Source organism: Agromyces sp. NBRC 114283, from assembly GCF_030268405.1.
GTDB lineage: Bacteria > Actinomycetota > Actinomycetes > Actinomycetales > Microbacteriaceae > Agromyces > Agromyces mediolanus.
The window spans coordinates 1,238,283-1,259,545 of the sequence record NZ_BSQP01000001.1 but is presented as its reverse complement, the minus strand read 5'-3'; the positions used below and the strand labels follow the sequence as shown (position 1 = coordinate 1,259,545).

Sequence of the window (21,263 nt, the reverse complement as noted above, 5' to 3'; positions counted from 1 at the left end):
GGTGGTTCCCTGAGCCGGTCGAAGGGCGCTTCGACCAGCTCAGCGAACCAGGACAAGCTCAGCGAACCAGGGCAAGCTCAGCGAACCAGGGCAAGCTCAGCGAACGAGAGCAAGCTCAGCGAACCAGAACGGCTCAGCGGCCGTTGCTCAGCAGGCCCCAGACGCCCGAGCCGATGAAGTAGAGCGCGATCGCCCCGACCACGACCCAGATCATGATCCGCGAGTTCGACGGACGATCCGGGTCCCGGTCGGGGCGATCGGCGCTCATGGTCACTTCACCAGCGGGAAGAGGATGGTCTCGCGGATGCCGAGGCCCGTGATCGCCATCAGCAGGCGGTCGATGCCCATGCCCATGCCGCCCGACGGCGGCATGCCGAACTCGAGCGCCCGCAGGAACTCCTCGTCGAGCTGCATCGCCTCGGGGTCGCCGCCGGCGGCGAGGGTCGCCTGGGCGACGAAGCGCTCGCGCTGGATGACCGGGTCGACGAGCTCCGAGTAGCCGGTGGCGAGCTCGAAGCCGCGCACGTACAGGTCCCACTTCTCGACGACGCCCGGGATGGAGCGGTGCCCGCGCACGAGCGGCGAGGTGTCCTCGGGGAAGTCCATCACGAAGGTCGGCCGCACAAGCCCGCCCTTCACGTGGTGCTCCCACAGCTCCTCGACGAACTTGCCGGGGATGGGGTGGTCGATCTCGATGCCCGCCGCCTCGGCGAGCTCCTCGAGGCGCGACATCGGCGTCTCGGGCGTGATCTCCTCGCCGATCGCCTCGGAGAGCGAGCCGTACATCGAGATGCGGTCCCACTCGCCGCCGAGGTCGTACTCGGTGCCGTCGGCCCAGGTCACGACGTGCGAGCCGGACACGGCGGCCGCGGCATCCTGGATCAGCTTCTGCGTGAGGTCGGCGATCGTCGTGTAGTCGCCGTAGGCCTCGTACGCCTCGAGCATCCCGAACTCGGGGCTGTGGGTGGAGTCGGCGCCCTCGTTGCGGAAGTTGCGGTTGATCTCGTAGACCCGCTCGATGCCGCCGACGACGGCGCGCTTCAGGTACAGCTCCGGCGCGATGCGCAGGTACAGCTCGGTGTCGAAAGCGTTCGAGTGCGTGACGAACGGGCGGGCCGAGGCCCCGCCGTGCATGACCTGCAGCATCGGCGTCTCGACCTCGATGAAGCCGAGGCCCGTGAAGGTCTGCCGGAGGCTCGCGTTGACCTTCGCCCGGTCGATGACGTTCTTGCGGGCCTGCTCGCGGGCGATGAGGTCGAGGTAGCGCGAGCGCACCCGCGTCTCCTCGCCGAGCTCGTTGTGCAGGTTCGGCAGCGGCAGCACGGCCTTCGCCGCGATGCGCCACTCCTTCACCATGATCGAGAGCTCGCCGCGGCGGCTCGTGATGACCTCGCCGGAGACGAAGAGGTGGTCGCCGAGGTCGACGAGCTCCTTCCACGCGGCGAGCGACTCCTCGCCGACCTCGGCGAGGGAGACCATCGCCTGGATGCGGCTGCCGTCGCCGGACTGCAGCGCCGCGAAGCAGAGCTTGCCCGTGTTGCGGAGGTGCACGACCCGACCGGCGACCCCGACAGTCTCGCCGGAGGTCTCGTCGACGCCGAGGCCGACGAATCGGTCGCGGACCTCGGGGATCGTGGTCGTGATGGGCAGGCGCACCGGGTAGGCGCCGCCGCCGAGGTCGCTCGCCTCGTCGATCAGCCGCGCGCGCTTCTGGAGCCGCACGGCCTTCTGCTCCGAGATCTCCTCGGCCGTGGGTTCGGTGGGCTGGTTCGGCGTCTCGTCGGCCATGCTTCTCTCTCGTGGTTCTCGCGGATCGCGGTGCGCGCTCGGAATCGTGCGACCACCAGCCTACTTGCGCTCAGCCGAGCACGACGCGCCGGTTGTCGATCAAGCGGGTGGCGCCGACCCGCGCGGCGACGAGGGCGAGGGCCGGGCCCGTGGCGTCGTCGGCGACCGGCAGGAAGGTGTCGGGGTCGACGATGACGAAGTAGTCGAGCTCGGCGCCGTCGTGATCGCCGAACGCGGCGACGGCCTCGGCGAGCGCTTCCGGGGCGCCCTCCGGCGCCGCGTCGGCGGCCGCGGCGAGCGCCTCGGAGAGCACGAGCGCGGTGCGCCGCTCCGGCTCGGCGAGGAAGCGGTTGCGGCTGGAGAGGGCGAGGCCGTCGGCCTCGCGCACCGTCTCGACGACCTCGATCGCGAGGGGGAGGTCGAGCTCGCGCACCATGCGGCGCACGAGGTACACCTGCTGGGCGTCCTTCTGGCCGAACACGGCGACGTCGGGCTGCACGATGTTGCAGAGCTTCGCGACGACCGTGAGCATGCCGTCGAAGTGCCCGGGCCGCGACGCGCCCTCGTAGAGCCCGCCGACCTCGCCCGCGACGATGCGCGTCTGGTTCGGGCCGTCGGGGTACATCTCGTCGACGGCGGGGGCGAACACGAGCGCCGCGCCGCTTCCGCGGAGCGCGGCGACGTCCGCGTCGAGGGTGCGCGGGTAGCGCTCGAGGTCCTCGTTCGGCCCGAACTGCAGCGGGTTCACGAAGATCGAGACGACGACGAGCTCGGCGAGCTCGCGGGCGCGCGCGACGAGGGCGAGATGGCCGTCGTGCAGCGCGCCCATGGTCGGCACGAACGCGACGGATGCCCCGCCGGCCCGTGCCTCGGCGACGCGGCGCCGGAGCTCGGCGATCGTGCCGACCACGGCCGGCGGCGCGGCGGGCGTCGTGTCGTTCACCAGCGTCCTCCAAGCGGGCCGTCGTCTTCCCGGGGCTCGTCGAGCCCCGTCGGGCCGTCGAGACCCGGTCCCTCGTCGTGCCGCGCCAGGGCGTTCTCGACGGCGCTGCGCACGAGCGGCGCGAGCACCGCGCCGGGGCGGCTCACGCCGAGCCCGCCGAGGATGCCGCTCGCCTGGTCGACGATCGCCGAGGAGAACGAGACGGCCGTGTCGATCGCCTCGGCGTAGGCCGGGCGCGCCGATTCCTCGACGACGAAGGGCTCGCCGCCCATCTCCACGACGAGGGCCTGCGCGATCGGCAGCACGGGCGCGGGCGCGGTGACGGCGAACCACGCCCCGGCGAGCCGGGCGAGGTCGATGCTCGTGCCGGTGAAGCTCATCACGGGGTGCACGGCGAGCGGGATGGCACCGGCCCGGCGGGCCGGATCGAGCACCCCGGCGCCGTACTCGGCGGCCGTGTGCAGCACGAGCTGCCCCGGCTGCCAGTCGCCCGTCGCGGCGAGGCCCTCGACGAGCGCGGGCAGCTCGGCCGCGGGCACCGCGAGCAGCACGAGCTCGCTGCGGCGCACCACCTCGGGAGTGGTCAGCACGGGGACACCCGGCAGCATCGCGTCGGCGCGGTCCCGGCTCGAATCCGAGACGGCGGTGACGCCGGTGAGCGCGTGCCCTGCGCCGCCGAGGGCGGCGGCGAGCACGGCGCCGACCCGGCCGGCCCCGATGGTGCCGACTCCGAGCCGTCCGGCCCGCTCAGGCATCCGCCGTCTCCCGTCCCCAGTGCTGCGAGCGGTCCTCGTTCGCGCGCTCGACGGCCTCGTCGGCGAGGTGCGCGAAGAGCGCCTCGCCGGCCTCGCGCTCGATGACGGGCAGGCTCGGCACGACGGGACCGACGACGGTGTGCAGGCGGAGCTCGGCGAGCCCGAGCCCCCGTCGTACCGGCCCGGCCGAGAGCGCGACCGACTGCATGCGCGCGAGCGGCACGAGCACGAGCCGGCGCACGAGCGAGCCGCGACGGAGCAGGGCGATGCCGTCGGCCGCCGCCCAGCCGATGCGACGCCACGAGAACGGGTGCAACCAGGCCCCCCGCTTCGGCGTGGCCGAGAAGCCGTCGCCGTCCTGGCCCGCGCGCCCGGTGAGCCCGCTGCCGATCTGCGCCGCGACCGGGCCGCCCGAGGCCGCCTCGGGTAGCAGCAGGGCGATGACGCGCTGCACGTCCTCGGCCGTGCCGACCGGGAGCACCTGGGTGCGCTGCGCCGCCTCCGAGCCGTTCGTGACCGACTGCCCGGCGACGTTGATGCGCACCGACCACCAGCCGAAGGGGCGCCAGAAGATCCACTGCGTCGCCTCGACCGCGTGGACGCGGCCGGGGGGAATCGTGTGGTTCGCCGTCGACAGCAGGCCGTAGCCGACCCGCACGCCGTCGGGCGTACCCGCGATCGAGTAGCGCAGCGACTTCGTGATGCGCGACCAGAGGTAGCTCACGAGACCGATCGCCGCGGGCACGAAGCTGAAGAGCAGCCAGAGCTGGCGGGTGAGGATGCCGGCCACGACGACGCCCGCGACGACGAGCATCCAGAACGCGGCACCGCCGAGCAGCGTCGAACCGACGATGCGCCCGACGGGGATGTGCACGACCGACTCCGGCGGGGCGAGCTCGGGGTCGAGCTCGGGCGCGAGGAACTCGTCGACGCGCTGGCCGACGATCGCGCCGGCGCGCGAGCCGATCGTGGCGGGCGCGGCACCGGGCGCAGACGCGAGCCCGGCCGCCGGCGCGGCGCCGGGCAGCGGCTCGGCGACCGCTTCGCCGGACGCGACCGCGGGGAGCGCGACCGCGGGGGCCGGGCCGCTCTTCGTCGCGCGGGCGCCGGAGGCGAGGCGCAGGATGTCGCGGCGCAGGCCGTCGGTGAGCGAGGAGCCGAGGTAGGCGAGCTGCATGTTGCCCGACTGCCCGGCGACCTGCACCTCGAGCTTCGCGGCGCCGAACAGGCGGGCGAACACCGGTCGGGTGATGTTGATGCCCTGGATGCGGTCGAGCCGGGCGCTGCGGTGCGAGCGGAACAGGATGCCGCTGCGCACCTCGACCGCCTCGGGCGTGACGCGGAAGGTGTGCATCCGCCAGGACAGCCAGAAGCCCGCGATGACGAGCACGACGACGAGCAGCACCGCGAGCAGCGCCCAGCCGACGAGGTTGTTCGCGACGATGCCGCCGATCGGGTCGCGGCCCCAGTCGTTCTCGTCGCTCCACTCGCCGAAGCCGTCGTCGAGCTGGCCGGGGGCGAACACCACGAGGAAGAACTCGACGACCCGCTCGCGCAGGTTCGCGATGACGAAGCCCGCGATCGCGATGAACACCAGACCGCCGCGCAGCAGCGGGCTCGCCGGGTGCAGCCGGTGCCACTCGCCGTCGGCGAGGTCGACGACGGGCTTGGCGGGGGCGGCTCCGCTCACAGGCCCGCCCGCCGGGACTCGGCGAGCGCGACGAGCTCGTCGCGCAGGCGGTCGGCCTCCGCCTCGGGGATGCCGGGGACGGTGACCGCTGTGGCGGCGGCCGCGGTCACGAACTTCAGGTCGGCGAGGCCGAGCGCACGGGCGACGGGCCCGCGGGTGATGTCGACGAGCTGCATGCGGCCGTAGGGCACCGCGACCTGGCGCTGGAACATGATGCCGCGGCGGAACAGCAGATCGTCTTCGCGCAGGCGGTAGCCGATCGAGCGCACGCGGCGGGGCTCGAAGGCGATCGCGACGATCGCGACGAGCGCCACGGCGCCCGCGGCCCACGGCGCCCACCACAGGCCCCAGAGCGAGAAGGCGACGAGCAGCGCGGCCACGATGATCGCGGTCGTGATGATCGAGCCGATCACCTCGACGACGAGGTACTTCGGCGAGACCCGGCGCCACTCGGCGTCCGGCGTGAAGCGGTGCTCGGGCTGCTCGGGGGCGACAGGCTGGACAGGCTGCTCGGGGTGGTCCGTCTGCTCAGGCATGGGCGGGCTCTTCATCCTCGGGGTCGTCGGGCGGAAGCGTGCAGAAGTGCTCGGCGACGAGGCCGGCGGCGAGCAGCAGGACGGCGCCGATCGCCGTGGCCGCGGCGAGCCAGACGGTGCCCGCCTGGGGCACCACGGTGCGGCTCAGCAGGAAGAGCGTGATGCCGAGGCCGAGGCCGGCGACGAGGGCGCCGCTCAGGCTGCACGCCTTCGCGAGCACGGCGACGCGCATCGCGCGGAACGGGTCGACCCGGCGTCCGGTGCCCTTCACCGCACGGCGGATCGGCCAGGCGAGCGCCACCACGACCGCGCCGACGCCGACGAGGGTGATCGGCAGCGAGACCGGCGGGACGAGGGCGTTGCCGCCCGCGGAGACGATCGCGAGGTCGCCGAGGTAGCCGAGCACGAGGCCGGCGGCCACGAACGCGACGACGACGGGGGCGTGGGTGCGCTTCATCGGCGGCGCACCTCGTCGTCGGCCGCGGCGCGGAGCTCGGCCACCGTGCCGCGCCCCGCGACGACCGCGTCGGGGTCGACGTCGAGCCACGGCTGCAGCACGAAGGCGCGCTGCCAGGCCCTCGGGTGCGGCAGCTCGAGCCGGGCGTCGATGAGCCGCGCGCCGCCGTGGTCGATCAGGTCGAGGTCGAGCGTGCGGTCGCCCCAGCGCTCCTCGCGCACCCGGCCGTGGGCCTGCTCGACCCGCTGCAGCGCGTCGAGGAGGGCGAGCGGCTCGAGCTCGGTCTCGAGCAGCAGCACGCCGTTCAGGTAGCCGGGGGCGTCGTGGTCGACACCCGAGAGCTTGATGGCCGGGGTCTCGTAGACGGGCGAGACCGCGACGAGTTCGACGCCGGGGGTGTCGGCGAGCTCCGCGACGGCCTGGGCGATCGTGGCCTCCCGGTCGCCGAGGTTCGCGCCGAACGCGACGACGGCGCGGGTCACGAGCGGCTCCTCGTGATCGTGACGGCGACGTCGTCGAAGGGCACGCGGATGGGTGCCTGGGGCTTGTGCACCGTCACCTCGACGGCCTCGGCCGCCTCGAAGCCGAGGGCGATGCGCGCGACCCGCTCGGCGACGGTCTCGATGAGGTCGACGGGGTCGCGTTCGACGCCCTGCACGACCGCCTCGGCGAGCTCGCCGTAGTGCACGGTGCGGGCCAGCTCGTCGCCGCGGGCGGCCGCCGCGAGGTCGACGAACACGGTCACGTCGATCACGAACTCCTGGCCGTCGGCGCGCTCGAAGTCGAAGACCCCGTGATGCGCGAACACGCGCAGCCCGGTCAGGGTGATCCGGTCTCCCCCGGTGCGCGCGTCAACCACGTGCTCCATGCTGCCATGCTCCGAGGACGTCGAGGGCGAGCCGGGTCGCTGCGACGTCGTGCACGCGCACCGCCCAGGCCCCGGCCTGCGCCGAGAGCACGCTCACGACCGCCGTCGGCAGGTCCCTCGCCTCGACGGGGGCGCCCTCGGGCAGCAGCCCGCCGAGGAATCGCTTGCGGGACGCACCGACGAGCACGGGGAAACCGAGCGCCTGCAGCTCGCCGAGCCCGGCGAGCAGCTGCCAGTTGTGCTCGGCGCGCTTGGCGAAGCCGAGCCCGGGGTCGAGCACGATCCGCTCGGGGGCGACGCCCGCGGCGACGAGCACGTCGACCCGGGCGGCGAGCTCGTCGCGCACCTCGCGCACGACGTCGTCGTACTCGGCGAGCCCCTCCATGCGGTCGGAGTGCCCGCGCCAGTGCATGGCGACGTAGCGGGCGCCGCTCGCAGCGGCGATCTCGGCCATGGCCTCGTCGGCGAGCCCGGCGGAGACGTCGTTGATGAGCTCGGCGCCGGCCGCCACGGCGGCCTCCGCCGTCGCGGCGCGCATCGTGTCGACGCTCACCCGGTGTCCGCGGGCGGCGAGCTCGGTGACGACGGGGATGACCCGGCGGAGCTCCTCCGCGGGCTCGACCCGCGCGGCGCCCGGCCGGGTGGACTCGCCGCCGACGTCGAGCAGCTCGGCTCCGGCCGCGGCGAGCTCGAGGCCGTGCGCGATCGCCCGCTCGGGGTCGAACCAGCGGCCGCCGTCGCTGAAGGAGTCGGGCGTCACGTTCACGACGCCCATCACGAGCGGCGTCGCCGGCATGGTGGGCTCGTCAGTCACGCCGGGCCCCGATGAGGGCGACGATCTCGGCCCGGGCCGCGGGCTCGGCGAGCGCGCCGCGGCTCGCGATGGTCACCGTCGAGCTGCGCTCCTGCCGGGAGCCGCGGGTCGTCACGCAGCGGTGCTGCGCGTCGAGCACGACGAGCACGCCCTTCGGCTCGAGACCGGTCTCGAGGGCGTCGGCGATCTCCTCCGCGAGGCGCTCCTGCAGCTGCGGGCGGCTCGCGAGCGTGTCGACGACGGCCGGGATGCGGCCGAGGCCGACCACGCGGTCGCCGGGCAGGTACGCGACGTGCGCCGTGCCGACGAAGGGCAGCAGGTGGTGCTCGCACACCGAGCGGAAGTCGAGGTCGCGCAGCACCACCGCGTCCGAGGTCGTCGGGGTGTCGGCATCCGCCCCGCCCTTCGCCCGCCGGATGCCGGCGTCGAGCGGCACCGCGTCGGCGAGGTGCACGAGCGGGTCGACGGCGAGGCCGCCGAAGAACTCCGCGTACGCCTCGGCCACCCGCTGCGGGGTGCGGGCGAGCCCGGGCCGCGAGGGGTCCTCGCCGATCGCGAGCAGGATCTCGCGCACGGCGCGCGCGATGCGCTCCTGGTCGACGCCGGGTGTCGTCATCCCCGCCCCGTCACGGCTCAGGCCGTCGCCGGCCGCGGGTTCGACCGCGGCGCCTTCGGCTCGGCCGCGGGCTCCTCGGGCGTGACATCGGAGTCGATGCCGCCGTCGACGAGACCGGCGTCGATCGGCATCTTCTCGGTGGGGAACGCGATCGGCGGCACGTCGGACACGGGGCGCTTGTCACTCGAGAGCCACAGGGGGCGCTCGGGCAGCTTGCGCACGTCCTTGAAGATCTCGGCGATCTGGTTGTGGTCGAGAGTCTCCTGCTCGAGGAGCTCGGCCGCCAGCTTGTCGAGGATGTCGCGGTTGTCGTTCAGCACCTGCCACGCCTCGTCGTGCGCCTGCTCGATGAGCGCGCGCACCTCGGCGTCGACCTTCTCGGCGATGCCCTCGGAGTAGTCGCGCTGGTGGCCCATGTCGCGGCCGAGGAACATCTCGCCCGAGGACTGGCCGAGCTTGACCGCGCCGACGTTCGCCGACATGCCGTACTCGGTGACCATCTTGCGGGCGGTCGCCGTGGCCTTCTCGATGTCGTTCGACGCGCCGGTCGAGGGGTCGTGGAACACGATCTCCTCGGCGACGCGGCCGCCCATGGCGTAGGTGAGCTGGTCGAGCAGCTCGTTGCGGGTGACCGAGTACTTGTCCTCCAGCGGGAGCACCATCGTGTAGCCGAGGGCGCGGCCGCGGGGCAGGATCGTGATCTTCGTGACCGGGTCGGTGTAGTTCATCGCCGCCGCCGCGAGGGCGTGGCCGCCCTCGTGGTAGGCCGTGATGAGCTTCTCCTTGTCCTTCATCACGCGGGTGCGGCGCTGCGGGCCGGCGATCACGCGGTCGACGGCCTCGTCGAGGGCGCGGTTGTCGATGAGCTGCGCGTTCGAGCGGGCCGTGAGCAGGGCCGCCTCGTTCAGCACGTTCGCGAGGTCGGCGCCGGTGAAGCCCGGGGTCTTGCGGGCGAGCACCTCGAGGTCGACGCCCTTCGCGAGCGGCTTGCCCTTCGAGTGCACCTCGAGGATCTTCTGCCGGCCCTTGAGGTCGGGCGCATCGACGCCGATCTGGCGGTCGAAGCGGCCGGGGCGCAGCAGCGCCGGGTCGAGAATGTCGGGGCGGTTCGTCGCCGCGATGAGGATGACGTTGGTCTTGGGGTCGAAGCCGTCCATCTCGACGAGCAGCTGGTTCAGCGTCTGCTCGCGCTCGTCGTGGCCGCCGCCCATGCCGGCGCCGCGGTGGCGGCCGACGGCGTCGATCTCGTCGACGAAGATGATGGCCGGGGCATTCTGCTTGGCCTGGTCGAAGAGGTCGCGCACGCGGCTCGCGCCGACGCCGACGAACATCTCGACGAAGTCGGAGCCCGAGATCGAGTAGAACGGCACGCCCGCCTCGCCGGCGACGGCGCGCGCGAGCAGGGTCTTGCCGGTGCCGGGAGGGCCGTACAGCAGCACGCCCTTGGGGATGCGCGCGCCCACCGCCTGGAACTTCGCCGGCTCCTTCAGGAACTCCTTGATCTCGTGGAGCTCCTCGATGGCCTCGTCGGCGCCCGCGACGTCGTCGAAGGTGACCTTCGGGCTCTCCTTCGAGACGAGCTTCGCCTTCGACTTGCCGAACTGCATGACGCGGTTTCCGCCGCCCTGCATGCCCGAGAGCATGATCCAGAAGAAGAGGCCGATGAGCAGCAGCGGCAGCAGGATGCCGAGCATCGAGAGGAACCAGTTCGGCTGCGGCACCTCGTCGTTGAAGCCGTCCTTGGGGTTCGCGTCGTCGACGGCCGCGATCACGTCGGCGCCGCGAGGCGTGACGTAGTAGAACTGCACCTGCGTGCCGAGCTTCTCGTCGGCCTTCGCGAGGGTGAGGTCGACCCGGTTCTCGCCGTCGACGATCTTCGCGGCGGCGACCTTGCCGTCCTTCAGGAGCTCGAGGCCCTCCTGCGTAGACACCTCTTTGAAGCCGGAAGCCGTGATGAGGCTCGCACCGATCCACACCACGATCGCGGCGATCAGGATGTAGATGACCGGTCCGCGCAGGATCTTCTTCATGTTCATGGTGCTGCCAGGCTACCGTTCACCCGCTGATCGCTGGCCGTATGTTCGCTGAGGGCTGCGCAGCAGTCCCGAAGCGGACCATGGGCACTGCCGCTGAGGGCTGCGCTAGCTGTAGACGTGCGGCGCGAGGATCGCGACGTCGCGCAGGTTGCGGTAGCGCTCGGCGTAGTCGAGGCCGTAGCCGACGACGAACTGGTTCGGGATGTCGAAGCCGAGGTAGCGCACGTCGACCTCGACCTTTGCGGCGTCGGGCTTGCGCAGCAGGGCGCAGACCTCGACGGACGCGGCGCCGCGCGAGCGGAGGTTCTCGAGCAGCCAGCTGAGCGTGAGGCCCGAGTCGATGATGTCCTCGACGATGAGCACGTCGCGGCCGGTGAGGTCGGTGTCGAGGTCCTTCAGGATCTTCACGACGCCCGAGGACTGGGTGCCGGTGCCGTAGCTCGACACGGCCATCCAGTCCATGTTCAGGTGCGGGCGCAGCTCGCGCGCGAGATCGGCCATGACCATGACCGCGCCCTTCAGCACGCCGACGAGCAGCAGGTCGCGCCCCTCGTAGTCGGCCTCGATGCGCCGGGCGAGCTCAGCGAGCTTCGCGTGGATCTCGGATTCGGTCACCAGGACTTCGGTGAGGTCGCCCTCGATGTCGCTCGCGTGCATGGAACGATCCTAGGCGACGCCGCGCCCCGCTCCGCGCCCGGATCAGTGATCGTGCGGCAGGATCTCGGTCGCCCCGGTCGCCGAGAACACGACGTGCGCCCCCGCACGGGTCGCGACGGCCCCGCCGGGCAGGGCGACCGGGCCCTGCCCGTGCCAGTCCGTGACGAGCCGGGCGACCTCGAGCGTCTGCACCCGGCTCAGGGCGACGCCGAACTCGCTGCCGACGACGTGCCGGATGATGCGCTGGCGGAGGGCGGCGGGATTGGCGGCGAGCACCGCGGCGGAGACGGCGATGCCGGCCTCGGCGGGCTCGCAGATCTCCTCGATGAACTCCTCGAGCTGCTCGTCGAAGGCCGCCTCGTCCTCGCGGAGCTGCTCGGCGGTGCGGGCGAGCGCCTCGGCGATGCCCGGTCCGAGCTCGGCCTCGAGCACGGGCAGCACGCGCTCGCGCACCCGCACCCGGGCGTAGCCGGGGTCGGTGTTGTGCGGGTCGTCCCAGACCTCGAGCCCCGCGTCGAGGCAGGCCTGCCGCGTCGTCTGGCGGCGGAGGCCCAGCAGCGGACGCACGTAGCGGCCGGCGCGCTGAGGCATCCCCATGAGGCTCGCGCCGCCGGCGCCGCGGGCGAGGCCCAGCAGCACCGTCTCGGCCTGGTCGTCGAGGGTGTGGCCGAGCAGCACGACGGCCGCCCCGGTCTCCGCGGCGGCCGCGTCGAGCGCGGCGTAGCGGGCGGCGCGGGCGGATGCCTCGGGGCCGTCTCCGCCGGCCGACACCTCGACCCGGCGCACGAGCACGGGGTCGAGCCCGAGCTCCCGAGCCTGGGCCGCGGCGCGCTCGGCGACCTCGGCGGAGCCCGCCTGCAGGCCGTGATCGACGACGACGGCGCCGGCGAGCCATCCCGCCCGCGGCGCCTCGAAGGCGGTCGCCGCCGCGAGCGCCAGGGAGTCCGCACCGCCGGAGAGCGCGACGAGCGCGAGCGGCGCGACCCCGCCCGTCTCGGCGGGATCGACGGGCTCGAGCACGGCGCGCACGGCGCGGCGGGCGTCGGCGATCGGCGGGGTGAGGCGGGGCCGGCGCTCCGCCGTGCGGTCGTCTGAAGGCATCGAGGTAACCTTATTCCGCCGCGCGCCACGTGCCCGGCGGGACTTCACACAAGGAGAGCACATGGGCGAGTACAACGCCGTCATCGAGATCCCCAAGGGGAGCCGCAACAAGTACGAGGTCGACCACGAGACGGGCCGGGTCTTCCTCGACCGCGTGCTCTACACGGGCTTCGTCTACCCCACCGACTACGGCTTCTTCGAGAACACCCTGGGCGACGACGGCGACCCGCTGGACGTGCTCGTGCTGCTCGAGTACCCGCTGTTCCCGGGCGTCGGCGTGAAGGTGCGCCCGGTCGGCGTGTTCCACATGACCGACGACGGCGGCGGCGACGCGAAGGTCATCGCGGTGCCCGCGGGCGACCCGCGCTGGAACCACATCCAGGACGTCGACACCATCCCCGAGTACACGAAGAAGGAGATCGAGCACTTCTTCGAGCACTACAAGGACCTCGAGCCCGGCAAGTGGGTCAAGACCGAGGGCTGGGCGAACGCGGCCGAGGCCGAGGCGCTCATCCAGAAGGCGATCGAGGCCTTCCCTGGTCACTGAGCCGAGCCTTTTGACGAAGGGGGCGAGCCGCACGGCTCGCCCCCTTCTCGCGTCTCTCGTGGTGCGTCGCGGTCAGCCGGTCGGGCGCGCCGCGGCCGAGGGGCTGCCCCAGATCGGCCACTCGCGCACGTTCTTGCCGTAGTCGGGCGCTTCCAGGATGCGTCCGCCGCCGAGGTAGATGGCGACGTGGTAGTAGTCGCCGCCGGATCCCCAGAAGAGCAGGTCGCCGCGCTGGATGCTGCCGAGCGAGACCGCCTTCCCCTGGTTCGCGAGCGTGTAGTACTGGTTCGTCGCCGAGTGGGTGCCGATGTAGATCCCCGCGTAGCCGTAGGCCATCTTCGTGAGGCCGGAGCAGTCCCAGCGGTCCGGGCCCGCGCCGCCGAGGTCGTAGGGCTCGCCCAGCTGCTGCTGCGCGTACCAGATCGCCGATTCGACGGCGCTCGTGTTCGGCGGGTTCGTGGTGCCGCCGCCGGGGTTGCCCCCGCCGGGATTGCCGCCGCCCGGGTTGCCGCCGCCGGGATTCCCGCCGCCGGGGTTGCCGCCGCCGGGGTTGCCCCCGCCCGGGTTCCCGCCGCCCGGGGACGGCTGCTGCGGGCGGGTCGCCTGCTCGGCCGCCTCGCGGGCGACGCCCTCTGCGCGTTCGCGCTCGAGCTCCGCAGTGGTGTCCTTCAGGCGGGCGAGCTGCGCGTACAGCTCCGCCGAACGGGTCTCCTGCTCCGCCAGCACGGCCGCCGCGGCATCCGCCTTCGCCTGCGCCTCGTCGTACTGGCTCTTCGCCTCGTCGGCGAGCTTCTTCCGCTCCTTCGCGGCGGCGTCGGCCTGCTCGCGCAGCGAGTCGGCCGCGTTGCGGTCGGCGAGCGCCTGCTCGTACACGGAGGTCGACTGCTCACCGAGCTTCGAAGCCATGCCGAGCTGCTTCAGCAGTTCGGCGCTGTCGCCCGAGAACACGAGGGAGGTCGTCAGGTCGTTGCCGGCCGATTTCGCGAGGTGCGCGGCGATGAGCCCCGCGCGCATCTTGGAGATCTCGGCGACCGCTTCGGCGGCGTCGGCCTGCTTGCCGAGCGACGCCTCCCGGTCGACCGCCTCGTCGCGCTTCACGACCGTCTGCCGGTACGCCTCGGCGGCGATCTGGGAGTCGCGCATCGCCGCGTCGGCCGAGGCCTGGAGGCCGGCGAGCAGTTCACCGAGACGGGCGATCTCCGCCTGCTTCGTCTGCTCGTTCTGCTTCGCCTGCTCGATCTCGCCCCAGGAGGGGTAGTCGACGGCGAACGCCGGGGCGCCGGGCACGCCGATGGAGGCGGTCACGGCGCCGACGGCGACCGCGGAGAACACGGTCGCGGGCTTCACCCGGGAGACCGGGCGGGTGCGATTCTCAGCCAAGGGAGACTCCTCGTGCGGACATGAACGGACCCGGGTTGATGCGGTCCCAGCCGTCCCAGACCTCGAAGTGCAGGTGGCAGCCGGTCGATGCGCCGGTCGTGCCGCTCCACGCGATCTGCTGGCCCGCCTCGACCCACTGGCCGGAGCCGACGAGGATGCCGCCCTCGCGGATGTGCGCGTAGCCGGTCGAGATGCCGCCGCCGTGGTTGATCTTCACGTAGTTGCCGTAGCTGCCGCTCCAGCCGGCGACCGAGACGGTGCCGCTGTTCGCCGCGTAGATGGGGGCGCCGCAGCCGGTGGCGATGTCGTAGGCGTAGTGGAAGCCGCTCGAGCAGTAGCCGCCGCCGCAGATGATCGGGCGGGCGCCGTAGCCGTCGGAGATGTAGCCGGAGGCGGGACGGGCCCAGCCGGAGCTCGCGACGGTGCCGGGCGCGCCGGCCGCCATCGCCTCGCGGCGACGCTTCTCCTCCTCTTCCTTGCGGATCCGCTCGCCCTCCTGGTACGCGGCGGTGGTCTTCGCTTCCGCGTCCTTCATGAACTTGAGCTGCTGGACGAGCTCGACCTTCTTCGCCTCGGACTCGGAGAGCGCCGCTTCCGCGGCGGCCTGCGCGGCCTGGGCGGCGGCGAGCGCCTCCTCGGCGGCGATGCGGAGCTTCTCGCGCTCGGCCCGGGCGACCTCCGCCTGCTGGCCGAGCGAGTCGGCGTCGTTCGACTTGGACTGCGCGCTCCGGTAGACCTCGGAGGTGCGCTCGACCATCTTCTCCATGTTGCCGAGCTTCGAGAGCAGGGCGTCGGTCGCGACCTCGTCCCCCGACTCGAGGAACAGGTCGACGCTGAGGTCGCCGCCGCCCGACCGGTAGAGCTGCGCCGCCACCTGGCCGGCGTTCTTCTTCGCCTCGGCCGCCTCTGCGGCGGTCTGCTCGGCGAGGGCCTCGATCTCGCCGGCCTTGCGGGCGGCGTCGTCGTAGCGCTGCTGGGCGTCGAGGAACTCGCCCATCCGCTTCTCCGCCTCGGCGCGCGTCGCGGCGACGTTCTGCTCCAGCTGCGCGATGAGCGCCGTGATCTGGTCGACGGCGGATGCCGCGGCGGCCGTGTCGGCCTTCGCCGCCTGCAGCTCGTCCCAGGTCGGGTAGTCGGCGGCGGCCGCTGGGCTCGCGCCGATGACCGTGCCGGTCACCGCGAGGCCCGCCGCGAGCAGGGTCGCAAGGGCACGGCGCAGCCGCGCCGGGCGTCGGCGGGTCGTCGTCGGGCGGTTGACTGTGGTTCGGTACATGGTTCCCCGTCCACGCGGGCTCGGGCCCCCGCGCCGTAATGTATTCGAGCTTCTGGGTCGAGCTTCTGGTTCAAGCTCAGCTTGAGGCGATCAGAGCCACGATAGGCATGGATTCCCGGGGCGAACGGCATTTCGGCGGGCATGTCCAAGCGGCGATGACGGGCCCTCGGAACCACCGCCGGCCTCGTTTTGGAATCTCGGCGGGAAACCCGTATGCTTGGCTGTCGGCGGGAGAGCGCAAGCACTCCCACCCGGCCCCATCGTTTAGTGGCCTAGGACACCGCCCTTTCACGGCGGCAGCACGGGTTCGAATCCCGTTGGGGTCACTCTCGAAGGTTTTACAATTGAATAGTCTCATTACGAGGCCCTGTGGCGCAGTTGGTTAGCGTGCCGCCCTGTCACGGCGGAGGTCGCGGGTTCAAGTCCCGTCAGGGTCGCTCAGGCGACAAGCCCTTTCCCTTTCGAGAGAAGGGGCTTTCTCCTTATCGAGGCACCGTTTCAGCGGATGCCCCGAGGCTCTGTAGCTCAGTTGGTAGAGCGTTCGACTGAAAATCGAAAGGTCACCGGATCGATGCCGGTCGGAGCCACTGGAAATACAAGGAACTACCTAGAGACTAGCCGATAGGTACACCCGGAACTACACCCCAAGAGGATTCATCCCCCTTGGGGTGTTTTCGTTTCACCGTACGATCGGACCATGCGTCTCGTTGGAACCATCCGCCCCACCGCCACAACCGAGATCGTCGCGGAAGGGCACGACCGAGGCTCCGCGTACGAAGCGCTCGAGGCCGTCGTACCGGAAGGGCACGAGCTGGTGCAGGCGCATTTCTCCATGAAGTCCGGAGTCACGACAGCGCGGGGCCTGATCCGCCCGGCGCGTGTTGAAGAGATCCAAGCTGACGGCGCGGACTACGTGTCCGCGAATGTGGCGCTTGAGGCGTTGGTGCCTGACGGGTACGTGCTCTTGAGTCGCGCGGTGAAGTAGACCCGCGCGCCCACTCGAAGGTATGTTCGATTCTATGGTCGAGCAGCACCCGAAGTGGCACCCCATCCTCGCGGCCGAGGAACGCGAACCAGGCGTGTGGGTGCTCGCCGACACGCTGGGGTGGGAGTACGGGCGCATCACGATCCTGCGCCGCAACGGGGCCGTCTGCTACCGGATGCAGTTCCGACCCAAGACGGGTGACATCTCCTCCCCCGGCTACGAGCGGACGCTGCGGGCCGCGTGTGAACGGTTGCATGGGGAGTTCGTGAAGTCGGGTCAACCGGCCGCTCGGATTGGGTGGGAGAAGGAAGTCGACTACAAGCGGAAACGCTGAAAGAGCCCCCACCTCCGAAGAGGATGGGGGCTCAATGCAAGAAGTCAGCGTGCGAGAAGAGCGCCGGGGGCCGGGATGGCCTCGCCGCTTACGAGCATCTCCTGGATGATCTCAGTGAGAAGCTGCCGCATTCCGGCGCGTGCTTCGTCTTCAGTTTCCGCAATCCATGACAGTGACGGGAACTCGTAAACGAGTGCGGTGAAGTCGCCGTAGTGAAGCTCCACACGGATGTCGTATTCATCTGCGGTGTGAACCATCTTCAAACCTCCCCGCTTTCACTATCCATTCTGCGCCCTTGCGACCGCTTCTAGCACCTGTTTTACCTGATATTCCTTGGCTTTGCCTTTGAAGTCCTGGATGTTGATGCGAGGGTCGCCTTGCCAAGGAGTCTTGTATCTGACGTGGCTAGTACCGCTCCTGCTCTTGATTGGCTTCCCGAAGTAGTGTTCGCAAACCTTGCACAAGTCGGTGAATCGCACGTTGGACGGAGAGCGCCGCATCTGCTCAAGTGTGCGCTCCACGTCGAAACTCATGTGCCAGAGCATACTGAGGAGGAGGGCTCCTAGTCAGGTGCTCGGCGGCACCTGCCCGACTACTCCGTCGGCTCTGACGTACTCAGCGACATTTGCAGTGAGCGTGACTCGCGGAGGCGCCGCGGCTTTGTTGGTGACGGAGTACGTCAACCCGAACGCACCGCCAAACGCGGACACCACTGCGATCGCGACCGCCAACCACTGGCCCTGCGTCAGATCCGCCAACGTCATGTCGCCCACCAGCACCACGGCCAGCGACGCCAGACCAGCAGACAGGCCGGCGAAGATCGCCGAAACCCAAGCCTTTGCACTCGTCATCTTCATTTCTCCTATCGAGGAAGTTCGTCAGGCCAAGGCAACGGCTGGATGCCGTGCGCGTTGGCGTGGTCGATGAGGGCGAACACGAACCTGCGATACGCGGTGTTCTCCCGCTCAAGACGCTCGAGCCGCTTATCCGTCGCAGCCCGATACCGGTTCAGCTCCTCCTGGAGCTGGTCAATCAGGGCGTTCTCGCCCGACTTCCGATCCCGCCGCCCGGTCATGAACAACGTCAACCATGCGATCAGGCCACCGCCGCCCAAGTAGAGCGCGTTGCTGACCCATAGGGGGATCGAACTATCGGCCATCGTGTCCCCAATCCGGGTCTACCCTGACCCGAAAGTCGGTGGTCAGGAGTACATTTCGAAACATGAACGTGTGGGGGAAGGTTCTGACGGGCGCCGTAGCTGTAGGCGTGACCGCGGGAATCGTCGCGCTCGCCGCTGGTGGCGTTTCCGCCCTTAGCGGCTCCCCCACCGAGCCCGCCGTGGTTCGCACGGTCGGGTTCGGGACTGCCGGATCGTTCGACCGCGGCGCCGCAATCGAAACTGCCGTGGCTGACAAGGCCGCCCGTGAGGCTGAGGCCGCACGAGTCGCGGCCGAGCAGGCTGCTGTCGCGGCTGAGACAGCTCGCGTTGCAGCAGAACAGCAAGCCGCAATCGAACAGGCCGCCACCGAAGAACCTGCCTACGACGGAGGGGGTTCTGAAGGGTCAGGCGAAGAGCCAGCCGTGGATTCATCGTGCCCTGCCGGGTACATCGACGACCCCGCGCTCGGATGCCACTCCCCAATCTGTCAGGTTCTCGACGACGGAACCGAGGTTCCGTGTGCTGGCAATAGCGCCCGCCGCGAGGAGTAACTGGTCAGATTCCGGCCGACCGGAGTCGCGATTCCATGTCTGCGAGCACGACCAGGGGCGCGATCGCACCGAACAACATGTAGTCGATCGTCTTTGGGGTGACTCCGTCGTCCTGAAGCACCACGAAGCACTCCATATTGTGGGCGATTAGGTGCTCCGCCATTAGCCCGATCTCCCAAGGGACCACATAGTCGGGGTCATAGTAGGGATTCTCTGCGTCGTCGCGGATAGCCATTTGCGCCCGGTACTGGTACATCCATGGCTGTACGGCGAGCACGTCTGCCGCCGTGAAAGGCACGGGGCCAAGGTTCGCCTTGCTCTCAATAGTTGACGGGGCGTAGCCGTAGACGCCCGAGTTGTGCTGCCACACGGATTGCCTGGCTCCGGCCATCGCGGAAACATCGGTGTTGTATGCACCGACCGACGACAAGCTCGCGGCGAAGCTCCCACCACCGGACGCGGTCACGTTCACCGGACTGATGTTGCCCGGAGAGGCGATCTTGCTATCGATCTGCGTCTTCGTGTAGCTGTTTGCGGCGATCGCCGCGGTGACGGTCGCGTTGATGTTCGCGATGGCTTCCTGCACCTGCTGCACGAGGGAGTTCATCGACGTGCCCGTTGGCTGCTCAAGTTCCAAGAGCCGCCGCTTCAACTCGTCCAGATCGCGAATCAGGGGACCAAGACCATCCCCGGCCGGCGTCGCATATCGGTTCCCCATCAGCTCACCTCCGGCGCCGTCGTCACATCAATCGTCAGCCCGCGCTCATCACCCGAAATCCCAGTGATGCGACGGCGGGTCGATGCACCCTCGAACTCGTACGGATCTCCCCCGGTGTCCTGCTCTGCGTCGTACGGCGCGAGCTCGACAACGCACCAGTCGCCCTCCCAGTACTCGCCAAGCATTGGTGACGTGTTCGCTTCCACAGTGAATGACCACTCCTCCACCGGGCCGCGACCTATCGCCACGTTCTCTTTCGCGTACGCATCCAACGTCGCCTGAACCGACACCGACGAATGGGTGGAGTCCAAAGACTCGAACAACGCCCACCCGCGATCCACCAACCACGAATCGGACGCTCGAGCCACCACAACCTCGTCAGCGGAACGGCCCGCGTTCGCCCACGCCAACCCGGCAAGGTTCGACCCGTCGACCGTGATGTTGAAGTTCGACACCGGAGAATCCGGGACCGACACGTTCCACGAATGCTGCGCAGTGCCAGCAAGAAGCGGGTTCGCTTCCGTCCCGGTCTGCAACACCCACTCGATACCCAACCGGTCCGCAGTGAGGCGCGGCATGAACCGGATATCTGGTCCGCCCTCAACCTCAGACAGTTGCTTCAACACGGTCCCGAGGTTCTTGAACTCGGCCCCCTCGAAGTTGCGTTCGTGGAACTCGTCCGACGCTGACGGGCGGTCCGCTTCGAACACCACCGGCACCGCCCCAGCCGTCCACGCGTGAGCCTGCTGCACAAGCCGCTTCGCGATCGTCCCGAGCTCCAACCCGTTCAGGTACGTCCCCACGGCAGGGTTCGGCTTCGTCTTCCCCGCAGCCGTGTTATCCGGGATCGTGAACTGTGTAACCGGCGTTGTCCCCGCAAGCACCGGGAGGATGTGGCGGTGGTCGTAGTACGACCACAACCCCTTCGCCTTCAACTGGAGCGTCCCGGCTGAGCGGTCGTAATCGTGAACCCAGATCGGGCCTGCCGCCAACACCACATCATCGTTCGCGACCGCAAGCACAGCCCGACCGACTGCGGCCGACACCTTCGGGCGCAAAGCGATCGTGTCCGGGTCGCGCATGTTCAGGGTGCACTCGATCTGCTCCGGCGCGTTGAGGAACCGCTGCCATGTTCCCGACATGACCTGGAGGTCGAGGATCTGACGCCCGGTTCGAAGGTCAGCGAGAAACCATCGCAGCATCGGAACCTCCTACAGGGCCGCCTTGATGTCCGCCCGTACCGCGGCAGGAAGGTCGGCGAGCGCGGCGAGCACGGCCTGCTTGTTCGACTCGAGCGCCGCGACCAAAAGACCACCGACGTACTCGTTGAACTCCTCGGCCTGAGCGTCGGTGAGCTGGACCTTCCCGCCCTTGATCGCTTCGATGATCGCCTTGAGCGAGTACGGCGAGCGCTGGTGGATGTAGTCCACGTCAGCCCTGGTCCCATCCATAGCTGCCCGGATCGACTGCAGCGAGTTCGGGTTGTTCTTGCCGTTGTTGATCCAGCTGATGTCGTTACGAGCTTCCTGGACGGCGCCGTTGACGATTCGCTGGAGGTCTTCAAGTGATGCCATGTCGAACTCATCTCCGATCGGTGAATAGCCCCCGCCGCTCGTGGTGCTGCCGAGAGCAGCCGCGATACGAGGGGCCGGGTTGTAGACGGTGCCGGAGTAGATGCTCGACACGTTCGGCCCGAGAGTGGTGTGGATGTGAGCCCCAGCCCACGCGGACCCGGGGCTATCGCCGCTGCCGGCTACCTGCGCGATCGTCTGCCCTGCCCCCACTGACGCACCGACTGGCAACCGAGAACCGCCGATCGTGTGTGCCCACCCCGCATACAGGCCGTCGCCCAGCCGCTGCACGATGTAGTAGCCAAGGATCGACGAGTACCCGGCTGCGGCGATCACACCCGACTCATACGCTGGGATCGCAGCACCACGACCAAGGCCGGTGTAGTCCTGCCCTCGGTGCCCCTGCGGCCCGTAGAACTCCGAATTGGGGAGCACCCCGAACCGATTCCCAAGCCGTGAATACGCTTCCTGCCAAGCCATGACG

Annotated in this window: 27 protein-coding genes and 3 tRNA genes; 7 read left to right on the top strand and 23 right to left on the bottom strand. The window is 70.1% G+C overall.

Annotation, left to right across the window (positions count from 1 at the left end):
• Nucleotides 1–133 precede the first annotated feature (133 nt).
• The 14 genes from QSJ60_RS06110 to tilS all read right to left on the bottom strand — a co-directional run bounded on the left by QSJ60_RS06110 (nucleotide 134) and on the right by tilS (nucleotide 12,261).
• Complete coding sequence (locus QSJ60_RS06110) at nucleotides 134–268, bottom strand: hypothetical protein (protein WP_285463018.1); 135 nt, start codon at nucleotides 266–268, stop codon at nucleotides 134–136.
• Between the two features lie 2 nt (nucleotides 269–270).
• Complete coding sequence (gene lysS, locus QSJ60_RS06105) at nucleotides 271–1,788, bottom strand: lysine--tRNA ligase (RefSeq protein ID WP_285463017.1); 1,518 nt, start codon at nucleotides 1,786–1,788, stop codon at nucleotides 271–273.
• Between the two features lie 70 nt (nucleotides 1,789–1,858).
• On the bottom strand, nucleotides 1,859–2,731 hold the full coding sequence (gene panC / locus QSJ60_RS06100; RefSeq protein ID WP_285463016.1) for a pantoate--beta-alanine ligase: 873 nt from the start codon (nucleotides 2,729–2,731) through the stop codon (nucleotides 1,859–1,861).
• On the bottom strand, nucleotides 2,728–3,486 hold the full coding sequence (locus tag QSJ60_RS06095) for a Rossmann-like and DUF2520 domain-containing protein (protein WP_230764073.1): 759 nt from the start codon (nucleotides 3,484–3,486) through the stop codon (nucleotides 2,728–2,730). The genes panC and QSJ60_RS06095 overlap by 4 nt, the downstream gene beginning before the upstream one ends.
• On the bottom strand, nucleotides 3,479–5,176 hold the full coding sequence (locus QSJ60_RS06090; RefSeq protein WP_285463014.1) for a PH domain-containing protein: 1,698 nt from the start codon (nucleotides 5,174–5,176) through the stop codon (nucleotides 3,479–3,481). Before QSJ60_RS06090 ends, QSJ60_RS06095 begins: the two co-directional genes overlap by 8 nt.
• Complete coding sequence (locus tag QSJ60_RS06085; protein WP_230764069.1) at nucleotides 5,173–5,712, bottom strand: PH domain-containing protein; 540 nt, start codon at nucleotides 5,710–5,712, stop codon at nucleotides 5,173–5,175. Before QSJ60_RS06085 ends, QSJ60_RS06090 begins: the two co-directional genes overlap by 4 nt.
• Nucleotides 5,705–6,169: a DUF3180 domain-containing protein gene (locus QSJ60_RS06080; RefSeq protein WP_189083601.1), complete on the bottom strand. Its 465-nt coding sequence runs from the start codon at nucleotides 6,167–6,169 to the stop codon at nucleotides 5,705–5,707. Before QSJ60_RS06080 ends, QSJ60_RS06085 begins: the two co-directional genes overlap by 8 nt.
• Complete coding sequence (gene folK / locus QSJ60_RS06075) at nucleotides 6,166–6,651, bottom strand: 2-amino-4-hydroxy-6-hydroxymethyldihydropteridine diphosphokinase (RefSeq protein WP_285463013.1); 486 nt, start codon at nucleotides 6,649–6,651, stop codon at nucleotides 6,166–6,168. Before folK ends, QSJ60_RS06080 begins: the two co-directional genes overlap by 4 nt.
• Entirely contained in the window at nucleotides 6,648–7,037 is a 390-nt protein-coding gene (gene folB, locus QSJ60_RS06070; RefSeq protein WP_189083599.1) for a dihydroneopterin aldolase, read from the bottom strand. The genes folK and folB overlap by 4 nt, the downstream gene beginning before the upstream one ends.
• The gene (gene folP, locus QSJ60_RS06065) at nucleotides 7,021–7,833 is read right to left on the bottom strand and encodes a dihydropteroate synthase (RefSeq protein ID WP_285465267.1); all 813 of its coding nucleotides are present in this window, start codon (nucleotides 7,831–7,833) and stop codon (nucleotides 7,021–7,023) included. Before folP ends, folB begins: the two co-directional genes overlap by 17 nt.
• A gap of 10 nt (nucleotides 7,834–7,843) precedes the next feature.
• On the bottom strand, nucleotides 7,844–8,467 hold the full coding sequence (gene folE, locus QSJ60_RS06060; protein ID WP_285463012.1) for a GTP cyclohydrolase I: 624 nt from the start codon (nucleotides 8,465–8,467) through the stop codon (nucleotides 7,844–7,846).
• 17 nt (nucleotides 8,468–8,484) lie between these two features.
• A complete protein-coding gene (gene ftsH / locus QSJ60_RS06055; protein WP_230764063.1) occupies nucleotides 8,485–10,503 on the bottom strand; it encodes an ATP-dependent zinc metalloprotease FtsH in 2,019 nt (672 codons plus the stop codon).
• A 105-nt stretch (nucleotides 10,504–10,608) separates the two neighbouring features.
• On the bottom strand, nucleotides 10,609–11,160 hold the full coding sequence (gene hpt, locus QSJ60_RS06050) for a hypoxanthine phosphoribosyltransferase (protein WP_189083596.1): 552 nt from the start codon (nucleotides 11,158–11,160) through the stop codon (nucleotides 10,609–10,611).
• 42 nt (nucleotides 11,161–11,202) lie between these two features.
• Entirely contained in the window at nucleotides 11,203–12,261 is a 1,059-nt protein-coding gene (gene tilS / locus QSJ60_RS06045) for a tRNA lysidine(34) synthetase TilS (protein ID WP_285463011.1), read from the bottom strand.
• A 61-nt stretch (nucleotides 12,262–12,322) separates the two neighbouring features.
• Between tilS and ppa the strand changes: the two genes are divergently transcribed.
• Nucleotides 12,323–12,808 (top strand): inorganic diphosphatase, encoded by a 486-nt coding sequence (ppa, locus tag QSJ60_RS06040; RefSeq protein ID WP_189083594.1) that lies wholly within the window; start codon nucleotides 12,323–12,325, stop codon nucleotides 12,806–12,808.
• A 72-nt stretch (nucleotides 12,809–12,880) separates the two neighbouring features.
• Here ppa and QSJ60_RS06035 read toward each other — a convergent pair whose 3' ends face one another.
• The gene (locus tag QSJ60_RS06035; RefSeq protein WP_285463010.1) at nucleotides 12,881–14,188 is read right to left on the bottom strand and encodes a C40 family peptidase; all 1,308 of its coding nucleotides are present in this window, start codon (nucleotides 14,186–14,188) and stop codon (nucleotides 12,881–12,883) included.
• Nucleotides 14,181–15,461, bottom strand: a complete 1,281-nt coding sequence (locus tag QSJ60_RS06030) for a M23 family metallopeptidase (RefSeq protein ID WP_285463009.1) — start codon at nucleotides 15,459–15,461, stop codon at nucleotides 14,181–14,183. The genes QSJ60_RS06035 and QSJ60_RS06030 overlap by 8 nt, the downstream gene beginning before the upstream one ends.
• A 253-nt stretch (nucleotides 15,462–15,714) precedes the next feature.
• On the opposite strand from QSJ60_RS06030, the gene QSJ60_RS06025 reads away from it, so the two are divergent.
• The 5 genes from QSJ60_RS06025 to QSJ60_RS06005 all read left to right on the top strand — a co-directional run bounded on the left by QSJ60_RS06025 (nucleotide 15,715) and on the right by QSJ60_RS06005 (nucleotide 16,780).
• A tRNA-Glu gene (locus QSJ60_RS06025) sits at nucleotides 15,715–15,787 on the top strand.
• 37 nt (nucleotides 15,788–15,824) lie between these two features.
• Nucleotides 15,825–15,898 (top strand) — tRNA-Asp (locus tag QSJ60_RS06020).
• 77 nt (nucleotides 15,899–15,975) lie between these two features.
• Nucleotides 15,976–16,048, top strand: a tRNA-Phe gene (locus tag QSJ60_RS06015).
• Nucleotides 16,049–16,158: 110 nt separating this feature from the next.
• Entirely contained in the window at nucleotides 16,159–16,446 is a 288-nt protein-coding gene (locus QSJ60_RS06010; RefSeq protein WP_285463008.1) for a hypothetical protein, read from the top strand.
• A gap of 34 nt (nucleotides 16,447–16,480) precedes the next feature.
• The gene (locus tag QSJ60_RS06005) at nucleotides 16,481–16,780 is read left to right on the top strand and encodes a hypothetical protein (protein WP_285463007.1); all 300 of its coding nucleotides are present in this window, start codon (nucleotides 16,481–16,483) and stop codon (nucleotides 16,778–16,780) included.
• Nucleotides 16,781–16,824: 44 nt separating this feature from the next.
• Here the strand turns inward: QSJ60_RS06005 and QSJ60_RS06000 are convergent, their stop codons facing one another.
• From QSJ60_RS06000 to QSJ60_RS05985, 4 genes are read right to left on the bottom strand one after another with little or no spacing between them, the layout of a single operon-like run.
• Nucleotides 16,825–17,037, bottom strand: coding sequence for an antitoxin HicB (locus tag QSJ60_RS06000; protein ID WP_285463005.1), 213 nt, complete (start codon nucleotides 17,035–17,037; stop codon nucleotides 16,825–16,827).
• Nucleotides 17,038–17,058: 21 nt separating this feature from the next.
• Nucleotides 17,059–17,313, bottom strand: coding sequence for a toxin HicA (locus QSJ60_RS05995; RefSeq protein WP_285463004.1), 255 nt, complete (start codon nucleotides 17,311–17,313; stop codon nucleotides 17,059–17,061).
• 33 nt (nucleotides 17,314–17,346) lie between these two features.
• Nucleotides 17,347–17,631, bottom strand: coding sequence for a hypothetical protein (locus QSJ60_RS05990; RefSeq protein ID WP_285463003.1), 285 nt, complete (start codon nucleotides 17,629–17,631; stop codon nucleotides 17,347–17,349).
• 11 nt (nucleotides 17,632–17,642) lie between these two features.
• Nucleotides 17,643–17,939 carry a hypothetical protein gene (locus QSJ60_RS05985; RefSeq protein ID WP_285463002.1) on the bottom strand — a complete coding sequence of 99 codons (297 nt, stop codon included), beginning with the start codon at nucleotides 17,937–17,939 and terminating at the stop codon, nucleotides 17,643–17,645.
• A gap of 62 nt (nucleotides 17,940–18,001) precedes the next feature.
• Between QSJ60_RS05985 and QSJ60_RS05980 the strand changes: the two genes are divergently transcribed.
• A complete protein-coding gene (locus QSJ60_RS05980) occupies nucleotides 18,002–18,490 on the top strand; it encodes a hypothetical protein (RefSeq protein WP_285463001.1) in 489 nt (162 codons plus the stop codon).
• 4 nt (nucleotides 18,491–18,494) lie between these two features.
• Here QSJ60_RS05980 and QSJ60_RS05975 read toward each other — a convergent pair whose 3' ends face one another.
• Genes QSJ60_RS05975 through QSJ60_RS05965 form a run of 3 tightly spaced genes read right to left on the bottom strand, consistent with a single transcriptional unit; the run spans nucleotide 18,495 to nucleotide 21,259 of the window.
• Complete coding sequence (locus QSJ60_RS05975) at nucleotides 18,495–19,208, bottom strand: hypothetical protein (protein WP_285463000.1); 714 nt, start codon at nucleotides 19,206–19,208, stop codon at nucleotides 18,495–18,497.
• Nucleotides 19,208–20,410: a hypothetical protein gene (locus QSJ60_RS05970; protein ID WP_285462999.1), complete on the bottom strand. Its 1,203-nt coding sequence runs from the start codon at nucleotides 20,408–20,410 to the stop codon at nucleotides 19,208–19,210. The genes QSJ60_RS05975 and QSJ60_RS05970 overlap by 1 nt, the downstream gene beginning before the upstream one ends.
• Before the next feature lie 9 nt (nucleotides 20,411–20,419).
• Nucleotides 20,420–21,259 (bottom strand): M23 family metallopeptidase, encoded by an 840-nt coding sequence (locus tag QSJ60_RS05965; protein ID WP_285462998.1) that lies wholly within the window; start codon nucleotides 21,257–21,259, stop codon nucleotides 20,420–20,422.
• Nucleotides 21,260–21,263: the final 4 nt, after the last annotated feature.

What these genes read in the sequence shown, in the direction of transcription:
- QSJ60_RS06110 (WP_285463018.1), bottom strand. Translation starts at nt 268, where the DNA reads ATGAGCGCCGATCGCCCCGACCGGGACCCGGATCGTCCGTCGAACTCG.
- lysS (WP_285463017.1), bottom strand. Translation starts at nt 1,788, where the DNA reads ATGGCCGACGAGACGCCGAACCAGCCCACCGAACCCACGGCCGAGGAG.
- QSJ60_RS06095 (WP_230764073.1), bottom strand. Translation starts at nt 3,486, where the DNA reads ATGCCTGAGCGGGCCGGACGGCTCGGAGTCGGCACCATCGGGGCCGGC.
- QSJ60_RS06085 (WP_230764069.1), bottom strand. Translation starts at nt 5,712, where the DNA reads ATGCCTGAGCAGACGGACCACCCCGAGCAGCCTGTCCAGCCTGTCGCC.
- QSJ60_RS06080 (WP_189083601.1), bottom strand. Translation starts at nt 6,169, where the DNA reads ATGAAGCGCACCCACGCCCCCGTCGTCGTCGCGTTCGTGGCCGCCGGC.
- folB (WP_189083599.1), bottom strand. Translation starts at nt 7,037, where the DNA reads ATGGAGCACGTGGTTGACGCGCGCACCGGGGGAGACCGGATCACCCTG.
- folP (WP_285465267.1), bottom strand. Translation starts at nt 7,833, where the DNA reads ATGCCGGCGACGCCGCTCGTGATGGGCGTCGTGAACGTGACGCCCGAC.
- folE (WP_285463012.1), bottom strand. Translation starts at nt 8,467, where the DNA reads ATGACGACACCCGGCGTCGACCAGGAGCGCATCGCGCGCGCCGTGCGC.
- ftsH (WP_230764063.1), bottom strand. Translation starts at nt 10,503, where the DNA reads ATGAACATGAAGAAGATCCTGCGCGGACCGGTCATCTACATCCTGATC.
- hpt (WP_189083596.1), bottom strand. Translation starts at nt 11,160, where the DNA reads ATGCACGCGAGCGACATCGAGGGCGACCTCACCGAAGTCCTGGTGACC.
- tilS (WP_285463011.1), bottom strand. Translation starts at nt 12,261, where the DNA reads ATGCCTTCAGACGACCGCACGGCGGAGCGCCGGCCCCGCCTCACCCCG.
- ppa (WP_189083594.1), top strand. Translation starts at nt 12,323, where the DNA reads ATGGGCGAGTACAACGCCGTCATCGAGATCCCCAAGGGGAGCCGCAAC.
- QSJ60_RS06030 (WP_285463009.1), bottom strand. Translation starts at nt 15,461, where the DNA reads ATGTACCGAACCACAGTCAACCGCCCGACGACGACCCGCCGACGCCCG.
- QSJ60_RS06010 (WP_285463008.1), top strand. Translation starts at nt 16,159, where the DNA reads ATGCGTCTCGTTGGAACCATCCGCCCCACCGCCACAACCGAGATCGTC.
- QSJ60_RS06005 (WP_285463007.1), top strand. Translation starts at nt 16,481, where the DNA reads ATGGTCGAGCAGCACCCGAAGTGGCACCCCATCCTCGCGGCCGAGGAA.
- QSJ60_RS06000 (WP_285463005.1), bottom strand. Translation starts at nt 17,037, where the DNA reads ATGGTTCACACCGCAGATGAATACGACATCCGTGTGGAGCTTCACTAC.
- QSJ60_RS05995 (WP_285463004.1), bottom strand. Translation starts at nt 17,313, where the DNA reads ATGAGTTTCGACGTGGAGCGCACACTTGAGCAGATGCGGCGCTCTCCG.
- QSJ60_RS05990 (WP_285463003.1), bottom strand. Translation starts at nt 17,631, where the DNA reads ATGACGAGTGCAAAGGCTTGGGTTTCGGCGATCTTCGCCGGCCTGTCT.
- QSJ60_RS05985 (WP_285463002.1), bottom strand. Translation starts at nt 17,939, where the DNA reads ATGGCCGATAGTTCGATCCCCCTATGGGTCAGCAACGCGCTCTACTTG.
- QSJ60_RS05980 (WP_285463001.1), top strand. Translation starts at nt 18,002, where the DNA reads ATGAACGTGTGGGGGAAGGTTCTGACGGGCGCCGTAGCTGTAGGCGTG.
- QSJ60_RS05975 (WP_285463000.1), bottom strand. Translation starts at nt 19,208, where the DNA reads ATGGGGAACCGATATGCGACGCCGGCCGGGGATGGTCTTGGTCCCCTG.
- QSJ60_RS05970 (WP_285462999.1), bottom strand. Translation starts at nt 20,410, where the DNA reads ATGCTGCGATGGTTTCTCGCTGACCTTCGAACCGGGCGTCAGATCCTC.
- QSJ60_RS05965 (WP_285462998.1), bottom strand. Translation starts at nt 21,259, where the DNA reads ATGGCTTGGCAGGAAGCGTATTCACGGCTTGGGAATCGGTTCGGGGTG.